The organism is Pontimicrobium sp. MEBiC01747, assembly GCF_053601635.1.
In genome coordinates, this window is sequence record NZ_JBSHNS010000322.1 from 1 (window position 1) to 6,475 (window position 6,475).

Genomic DNA, 6,475 nt, shown 5'->3' on the forward strand with positions numbered 1-6,475 from the left:
CTGTTTTAGGCTTCCTTTTGCATAACTAAGCTCTACAGCTTTATGTTTAAATTCTTTGGTGTAAAAATTTCGTGGTTTTGACATTGTTATTTTATTAAAGTTTATAAATATATAAACTCGCTTCTTACTGTCCTGTCAAATATAGCATGTCCAAGTGTTTTTGCATATTAAATTGTAAGTGTATAAACGAGAATTATAGTATGTGCATCAGCACACTGTACTGAAACAATACTACGCTTCATATCAAATAATTCTCCAAGTACATTGTTCACATAGTCTTCAAAACTAATGTCGTTATCCTTCGTATCATTCATATAGATTTGATACTCTTTAAAAGATACGATACGTATCTGCGTTATTTGTTTCATTGTAACCAGATTTTTTCAGAGGCATCAAAACCAACCCAGTTAAAATTCCCATCATAGCCACGAGAAGCTAATTCAAAACGTATAAACTTTTCAAGCGGCACCTTATAATGCAAGAGAAAACGAAGATAGTCTCCATGCATAGTGGAGAACATACCACGAATGTCTTCCCAATGCATCAACCTTGTTTGGTAGCTACATAAGTCATGTCTGATACCCAAACCTGATTTTTTCGTTCAACTTTAAAGTTTTGATTTAATAAATTAGGAGCTAGAGGATAAGTGTGATTACTATTAGTTAATCCTTTAAACTTATAAGAGCGTCTTACTTTTAAACCTAATAATTTCATTAGTTTACTTACTTTCCTTTTTGGAAACAAAGTAACCATACTTCTTTAAATCTTCTCTAATTCTTGGTGCTCCATAACTTCCAAAACTAACTTCAAATATTTTTTTAATAAAAAACATGATACGTTCATTTGCTAACCAACGTTTTGATGGTTCACATTTTAGCCAATTATAGTAACTACTTCTGCTTAATTGTAAAACTTTACACATCTTCTCGACTGGAAATTTTAATTTATGTCGTTTTATAAATTGGTATTTCTCTTGTCGCTCTTGGAGAAGATGCTCACGGCCTTTTTTAATATTCCATTTTCTAATTGTGCCTCTTGTAGTTCTTTCTTTAAAGTTATAATCTCTCGTTCTTGATCGGTTAACTTTAAATTACCTTTTCCTGGAAAACTATTTTTACCATATTGCTTTAATTCAACTCGCCAACGAGATAAAAGAGGAGGTAGAAATATTTAAATCTTTACAAGTCTATTTTATATTACCATTGATATAGCTTAGTTTTTAAATGCTTTTGTGTTGGAAGTTCTTGGTTTTGACATTATTCTATTTTTTAAGTTTATAAATATATAAACTCGCTTCTTACTGTCTTGTCAAATGTAACACTTCCACAAAAACATGAAACTAATTTTTTAATACAGATGAAACAATTGCTTTTCTATGAAAAACAGAAAGTTTACCTATAATAAAGTTCATAATTCCGAAATCTGAACCTTTGAAACCTCTTATTTTTAGGAGTGATTGAATGTTTTTTAAAACTTTGTGTTGTATTAATAATAAAATTAAGTAAAAATGAAAACAACAATGATCACTCTTTTGATGATTGGAGCATTAACACAATCATTTGCTCAAGAAGTAATTTTCAAGGCGAAAGTGATAAAAGAAGAAGTGCCAACGGTAATAATCGATGAAGTGGTAGAAGATTTTCCAGACTATGAACTCGAAGAATTTTATACCATCCCAATAAATTTTATTGAAGAAGATATTATTGTCGAGACCGATAAATTAGGAACTGGAAATTATGGTAGTTACGAGATTAAATTAAAAAATGGCAATGATGAATTAAGAACTTACTATGATAAGGATGGAAAGTTAATTTATTCAATGGAAAAAGGCGTAAATGTTCCGCTACCTGTTGTAGTCAGAAATGTTATTGCTAAGGAATATCCAGGATGGATGATTACAAAAGATGTATATAAAATGAAGCACAAGGCTGGAAAAAAAGAAAACATAAGATATAAACTATACCTGAAGAAAAATAGAAATAAAATTAAAGTTTATACAAACGAAAATGGAAAAATCTTATAAATCCACATATAATAACTAAAAACAATTTAGAAATGAAAAACCAATTAAAATTAGTGGTGTTGAGTTTAGTATTAGTTTCCGTAATTTCTTGCAAAAAAGAAACGAAATTAAAAGACGCTATTGTAGAAGAGGTTACAGAAATCGGACTTCCAAATGAATCTGATGTCTATTTTGATGAAACAATTACATTACTTGAGAGTAACGATCACACAAAAGCAGCATTACAACTTAATAAAGGAATTGAAGCGCTAAAAACGGAAGGTAAAGAGTTGACAGGGAAAGCTAAAGAAACTTTAGATAGATCCATTAGCCAACTAAAAGCTATTCAAAAAGGATTAAAATCTAATCAAAAAATTGATGTTATTAATCTACAAGAAGCAATGGCAAATGCAGAATTAGCAATTGGTCATGATTATTTAATATCTGATGATGTTTATTTATTCACCGAACCAGAGAAATCAAAAGACCATATTTCGCAAAAAGAATTTAGAAAAAATCTAAAAATCCTTGAAAGTACTTTAAAAAATGAAGATGGTAACAAATCTTTAGATAAAGATGGTTCAGGGCAAAAGCTATATGATGAAGGAAAGAAGCTGGAAAAAGAGTTAGAAACACTTATGCTTAAAATAAAAGACCATAATAAAAGAGCTAACGAACACATAAAAACACACCATCCAGAGCATCACTATCCAACGTACCAACCTTATTTTTAATAAAAAAACAATCAATATGTTAAATGCATTTAATGAACGTGAGCAGTTGGAAAGACTTCACGATCGCCACAAAAGATTTTCACTTGATGTGTATGATCACCATACAAAAAACAATAAAGAAAAGCTCGAAGAATCAAAGAAGAATCTAAAAGAGACAGAAGAAGCTCTTCAACAATTGAAAGAAAAGTTACATTCATAATGTAATTTTTTACAAAGTCGCAGTTATATTAATATATTAAACTTACTTATTAATATGTTATTTATTACCACGACTTTTTAACTTGATAAAATACACAAATATGTTATTCAATATTAAGAAATGGTCAAAAAATAAGATAGCTTGGTTCTATGCTATTCGAGTATCATTAGGAATTATAATTTTCTCTACAATATTACATTTGCTAAAGATTTATGAAAGTCCAGCTTTTAGAATGGTTTTTGTATTGATGTTGCTCATAGGCTTTTCGGTAATGATATGGAATTATACCAAATACCATCGAGACACTACTTTTCTAGATGGTTTTTTGTTATGTGTTCGAATGGGGGTAAGACTAATCATTATCCTTATTCCTATTATTTTAGCTTATCTTTCTATGAATCCTCAAGAAGTTTCTATCATCCAGGCTAAAGAAACTTTTGGAAGTCCAGATACAGTTATTGAGATGGCATTTTTTACAACAGTAGAATTAGTAGCAGGAACTGTAGTAGTAGGAATATGTGCTTCATTTTTAGCAGGTTTTAGAAAAAATACTTAATTTATTTTTTGAATTAAAAGGCAGACATAGTTATATTAAGCTACATTAAGGAATAAAAAAAAGAATGAAAAAAAAATTAGGCCAATTTCCAGCAACAGCTATTTGTGGAAATGACATTAGTTCATCCTGTCTCTATGTTTCAGCGCTCGCAATAGCTTATGCTGGTCAATATGCTTGGGTTTCATTATTAATTGTTGCAGCCGTTTTGTTTTTGTTCAGGAAAATTTATGGAGAAGTTGTTGGAGCAATGCCACTTAATGGAGGGGCCTATAATGCGCTACTAAACACTACAAGTAAATCCACAGCATCTTTAGCAGCTACTTTAACTTTATTATCATATATGGCAACGGCAGTGATTTCTGCAAGTGAAGGTATGCATTATGTGCATAATTTGTACGAAGCTTGGCCCATTACCATTGCTACTATTTCACTATTAGCAATTTTTATGATACTCACAATTATTGGTATTGGGGAATCGTCATTGGTAGCTACGGTGATTTTCGTGTTTCATATGGTCTCGCTTATCGCTTTGAGTGCATTTTGTGGATATTATATTTTTTCAAATGGCTGGGAAGTCTTGATAGAAAATTTTAATAGACCAATAGAAGGAGGCCTTACAATGGCGCTTTTTTTCGGTTTTTGTGCAGCGATGCTTGGTATAAGTGGCTTTGAAAGTTCTGCCAATTTTGTAGAAGAACAGAAAAAAGGAGTCTTTAAAAAAACACTTCGAAATATGTGGATAGTGGTGAGTGTTTTTAATCCGCTTATGGCTTTTCTAGCATTGGCGCTCATACCAATTCCAGCAGTTGAAGGTCATAAAGAAACCTTACTATCCTATATGGGAGAGCTATCTGGTGGAGGATGGTTATCTACATTAATTTCTATTGATGCTGCTTTGGTGTTAAGTGGTGCTGTATTAACTTCTTTTGTAGGAGTTACAGGGCTTGTAGAGCGAATGACACTTGATAGAATTTTACCTCAATATTTATTAAAGAAAAACAAAAGAGGCAGCTCATATAGAATTGCCATTGTTTTTTTCTTGTTGTGTGTTTCCATCTTATTAATTACTGAAGGAGAATTGGGGGCTTTAGCAGGTGTTTATACCATTGCCTTTCTTTCGGTAATGACGTTATTTGGATTAGGGAATTTTCTACTAAAAGTACGTCGTAAACATTTGCCACGTCCCGAAAAATCATCGTGGTTGGGATTGTTTATTGCGGTTGGAGCCGTCATTGCAGCATTAATTGGTAATGTTATAATGAATCCAGACTATCTAAAAGTATTTTTGGAATATTTAATTCCAACACTACTTGTTGTAGTTTTTATGTTGAACAGAACTGTAATTTTAAAATTTGTATTACGTGCAATCAAGTATATTTTTAATCCAATTGAGCGATTTGTACAACGTTCTAACCATAAAATTATGGCAACTATAGATGACATCAACTCTCAGGAGTTTGTCTTTTTTACACACGAAGATGATGTGGCTACTCTCAATAAAGTGATGTTATACATTACAAAAAATGAACACACTAAGAAATTGAAGGTTGTAACAGTTTTAAACGAAAACGAACAACCTCCAGAACGATTAGAAAGTGATTTGGAAGTATTGGATAGAGAATACCCAAAAATAGATATTGAGTACATAAAGATACAAGGAGAATTTGGACCTAAAATCATTCAGAAGCTATCCAAAGATTGGGACATCCCTATCAATTTTATGTTTATTGGTTCGCCAGATGATGAGTTCCCGTATGAGGTTTCAGAGTTAGGCGGAGTTCGATTAATTATTTAACCAGCAACTAGCATCTAGAGGTGGTTAATAAATTTGTGTATATAAAGTGCTTTCAGATACAATATGCTTTTTATCGAAGCCCCTTAGTACATGCGTCCAAAAAAATAAAACGTATTCACTCATTAGTAATTAAAATTGCCATGAAAAAGACAATTACAATCTTGTTTCTATTAATTTCTACAGCAACTTTCTCTCAAACAAAGTATTATACAACAGATGGGGAAAACCGATTAACAAAATCAGAAATTGAAAAAATACTTTCAGAACAAATCAAAAAAGCAGAGAAAGTCCTTAAAAAGGAGTTGTATGGAAGTTTGGTAATTGAAGAAACCGAAACCAAAAAAGACTCTACAATCTCTAAAGTAACATTCGCTATAAGTGATAAAAAGAAGGAGAACTTGATAAATTCAGGACCTCTTTCAAAATATAAAAACAAAGGGTTTCCAAAATTTAATCTAAAAACATTAAGAGGAGAAAGTTTTAATTTTGAACAACTAAAGGGCAAACCAACTTTGATAAATTTTTGGTTTACAAAATGCGCACCTTGTATAGACGAAATGCCTTTTCTTAATGAAATAGCTGAAAAATATAAAGACAGTTTTAATTTTATTTCAATCACTTACGAAAAAGAGGAGGATGTTAGTATTTTTTTAAAAAAACATCCGTATAATTTTAAACATCTTGTTGATGCTAAGGAGTTTATTGACCAATTAGGAATAACGGCATACCCATTGAACGTGTTCCTAGATAAAAATGGTGTACTGAAATATGTCAAAGGTGGGGTTCCATACATAAGTGAGGAAGGAAAAGAACTTAAAATAGGAGAAGGAAGTGAAATAATTAAGATAATTGAAGAATTAAAATAAAAATCAACTATACCTTTTTTGTTAATCTTTTTCTTAACACTTTACGAAAAGTCAGATTTAGATGATATACAATTTATAGATGTACACCTATTAAAATAAGAAATTGAAAATCAAAGAAGACTGAGTTTATAACATTTAAGAAGTTAACTGTGAATCTCTAAAAATAGAAATGTCGACCAAAAAAATAGAGATAAAAATAATAAACTTTTAAAGTTTTTTAAGATGTAAGTAGTGTTCAGTGAAAACGTTGAGATTATGAAGTGCTTAATCTGTTATTAACCCGAGGCATTAACGTTATTTCTTTATATATATCGATCACCTAC

At 30.8% G+C, this 6,475-nt stretch carries 10 protein-coding genes; 6 read left to right on the forward strand and 4 right to left on the reverse strand.

What is annotated here, in order from left to right:
* Positions 1–167 precede the first annotated feature (167 nt).
* From ACVC2P_RS10575 to ACVC2P_RS10590, 4 genes are read right to left on the reverse strand one after another with little or no spacing between them, the layout of a single operon-like run.
* Positions 168–314 (reverse strand): hypothetical protein, encoded by a 147-nt coding sequence (locus ACVC2P_RS10575; protein ID WP_452598443.1) that lies wholly within the window; start codon positions 312–314, stop codon positions 168–170.
* Between the two features lie 50 nt (positions 315–364).
* A complete protein-coding gene (locus tag ACVC2P_RS10580) occupies positions 365–520 on the reverse strand; it encodes a hypothetical protein (RefSeq protein ID WP_452598444.1) in 156 nt (51 codons plus the stop codon).
* Between the two features lie 23 nt (positions 521–543).
* A complete protein-coding gene (locus ACVC2P_RS10585; RefSeq protein ID WP_452598445.1) occupies positions 544–714 on the reverse strand; it encodes a hypothetical protein in 171 nt (56 codons plus the stop codon).
* 4 nt (positions 715–718) lie between these two features.
* A complete protein-coding gene (locus tag ACVC2P_RS10590) occupies positions 719–922 on the reverse strand; it encodes an IS3 family transposase (RefSeq protein WP_452598446.1) in 204 nt (67 codons plus the stop codon).
* Between the two features lie 585 nt (positions 923–1,507).
* Between ACVC2P_RS10590 and ACVC2P_RS10595 the strand changes: the two genes are divergently transcribed.
* The 6 genes from ACVC2P_RS10595 to ACVC2P_RS10620 all read left to right on the forward strand — a co-directional run bounded on the left by ACVC2P_RS10595 (position 1,508) and on the right by ACVC2P_RS10620 (position 6,152).
* Positions 1,508–2,023, forward strand: a complete 516-nt coding sequence (locus ACVC2P_RS10595; RefSeq protein ID WP_452598447.1) for a hypothetical protein — start codon at positions 1,508–1,510, stop codon at positions 2,021–2,023.
* 32 nt (positions 2,024–2,055) lie between these two features.
* Positions 2,056–2,736 carry a hypothetical protein gene (locus ACVC2P_RS10600; RefSeq protein ID WP_452598448.1) on the forward strand — a complete coding sequence of 227 codons (681 nt, stop codon included), beginning with the start codon at positions 2,056–2,058 and terminating at the stop codon, positions 2,734–2,736.
* 16 nt (positions 2,737–2,752) lie between these two features.
* Complete coding sequence (locus ACVC2P_RS10605) at positions 2,753–2,935, forward strand: hypothetical protein (protein ID WP_452598449.1); 183 nt, start codon at positions 2,753–2,755, stop codon at positions 2,933–2,935.
* A 271-nt stretch (positions 2,936–3,206) separates the two neighbouring features.
* Positions 3,207–3,491, forward strand: coding sequence for a hypothetical protein (locus tag ACVC2P_RS10610; protein ID WP_452598450.1), 285 nt, complete (start codon positions 3,207–3,209; stop codon positions 3,489–3,491).
* Between the two features lie 64 nt (positions 3,492–3,555).
* Positions 3,556–5,286 carry an APC family permease gene (locus ACVC2P_RS10615; RefSeq protein ID WP_452598451.1) on the forward strand — a complete coding sequence of 577 codons (1,731 nt, stop codon included), beginning with the start codon at positions 3,556–3,558 and terminating at the stop codon, positions 5,284–5,286.
* Between the two features lie 140 nt (positions 5,287–5,426).
* On the forward strand, positions 5,427–6,152 hold the full coding sequence (locus ACVC2P_RS10620) for a TlpA family protein disulfide reductase (protein ID WP_452598452.1): 726 nt from the start codon (positions 5,427–5,429) through the stop codon (positions 6,150–6,152).
* Positions 6,153–6,475 lie beyond the last annotated feature (323 nt).

Bases quoted from the DNA above. Each gene is read 5' to 3' on its own strand.
- ACVC2P_RS10575 (WP_452598443.1), bottom strand. From the start codon at position 314: ATGAATGATACGAAGGATAACGACATTAGTTTTGAAGACTATGTGAAC.
- ACVC2P_RS10580 (WP_452598444.1), bottom strand. From the start codon at position 520: ATGTTCTCCACTATGCATGGAGACTATCTTCGTTTTCTCTTGCATTAT.
- ACVC2P_RS10585 (WP_452598445.1), bottom strand. From the start codon at position 714: ATGAAATTATTAGGTTTAAAAGTAAGACGCTCTTATAAGTTTAAAGGA.
- ACVC2P_RS10590 (WP_452598446.1), bottom strand. From the start codon at position 922: ATGTGTAAAGTTTTACAATTAAGCAGAAGTAGTTACTATAATTGGCTA.
- ACVC2P_RS10595 (WP_452598447.1), top strand. From the start codon at position 1,508: ATGAAAACAACAATGATCACTCTTTTGATGATTGGAGCATTAACACAA.
- ACVC2P_RS10600 (WP_452598448.1), top strand. From the start codon at position 2,056: ATGAAAAACCAATTAAAATTAGTGGTGTTGAGTTTAGTATTAGTTTCC.
- ACVC2P_RS10605 (WP_452598449.1), top strand. From the start codon at position 2,753: ATGTTAAATGCATTTAATGAACGTGAGCAGTTGGAAAGACTTCACGAT.
- ACVC2P_RS10610 (WP_452598450.1), top strand. From the start codon at position 3,207: ATGATATGGAATTATACCAAATACCATCGAGACACTACTTTTCTAGAT.
- ACVC2P_RS10615 (WP_452598451.1), top strand. From the start codon at position 3,556: ATGAAAAAAAAATTAGGCCAATTTCCAGCAACAGCTATTTGTGGAAAT.
- ACVC2P_RS10620 (WP_452598452.1), top strand. From the start codon at position 5,427: ATGAAAAAGACAATTACAATCTTGTTTCTATTAATTTCTACAGCAACT.